1 protein-coding gene is annotated in these 1,028 nt (G+C 71.2%); it reads left to right on the top strand.

Going from position 1 to position 1,028, the window contains the following annotated elements:
* Positions 1 to 92 precede the first annotated feature (92 nt).
* Positions 93 to 1,028, top strand: a complete 936-nt coding sequence (locus tag AC5RWU_RS24345) for an AfsR/SARP family transcriptional regulator (protein ID WP_493986738.1) — start codon at positions 93 to 95, stop codon at positions 1,026 to 1,028.

Below are 1,028 nucleotides of genomic sequence, written 5' to 3'. Positions count from 1 at the left end.
TTTGGGGGTGGGGGTCCACCCCACGCGGGGCTTTGGGCGGTTGTTTGCAGGCGCCATGATTGAAACATCAAGATTCCTTGAGGGGGGACATCATGGAAAAGCCAGCAGCACAGACACCGCCGCAGCCGATCACCGTCCGGCTGATCGGCAGCCTGCACATCCGGCGCGGAGACACCGAACTGAGCGCCCACAGCCTCGGCGGACCCAAGCCCCGCCAGATCCTGGAGATCCTGCTGCTGCACCGCGGCACCCCGGTCTCCAAGGACCGGCTGATCGAACTGCTCTGGGCCGGCAACGCCCCGGCCGAGGCCCTGCCCACCCTCGAATCCTACGTGTCCGTGCTGCGCCGCAACATCCAGCCCGGCCACGCCAAAACCGGACCCCTGCGCACCGCCACCGGCGGCTACCTGATCGACCGCACCCTGCTGGACCTGGACCTGGACCGCTTCGACGCCCTGCTGCGCGCCGCCGAGGCGGCCGCCCCCGAGGCCGCCTACCCGCTGCTGTGCCAGGCCCTGGAACTGGCCGGCGAACCGCTGCTCGGGGACGAACTGACCCCCGAATGGGCCGGCACCGAACGCGCCGCCCACGCCGCCCGCGTCACCGCCGCCACCGTGGCCGCCGCCGAAACCGCCCTCGGCCTCGGCCACGCCGACGAAGCGATCGTCTGGGCCAGGGACGCCCTGGCCGCCGACCAGCTCAACGAACGGGCCTGGACCGCCCTGATCCTGGCCATGGAGGCCGCCGGCCGCTACGCCGAAGGCCTGCAGGCCTACGAAAAATGCCGCCGCACCCTGCACCACGAACTCGGCTGCGCCCCCGGCCCGGCCCTGCGCGCCGCGCACGCCCGGCTGCTCAACGCCACCGCCGACGCCGACGGGGAACTCTCCGACGCCCTCTCCGCCCTGCTCTACCTGCACGAACAGCTCAGCCACACCAACCAGCACAAAAGCACCCCGCAGGCCTCCGTCCGCGCCGCCGGCAACATCCTGAACAAATTCCTGCACAAAGCCATGGCCGCCGCCTGA

It is taken from the genome of Arthrobacter sp. B0427-1-12, from assembly GCF_059092905.1.
This window is presented reverse-complemented; position numbering and strand designations above follow the sequence as displayed.

Coding starts and splice junctions, on each gene's coding strand:
- AC5RWU_RS24345 (WP_493986738.1), top strand. CDS start 93: ATGGAAAAGCCAGCAGCACAGACACCGCCGCAGCCGATCACCGTCCGG.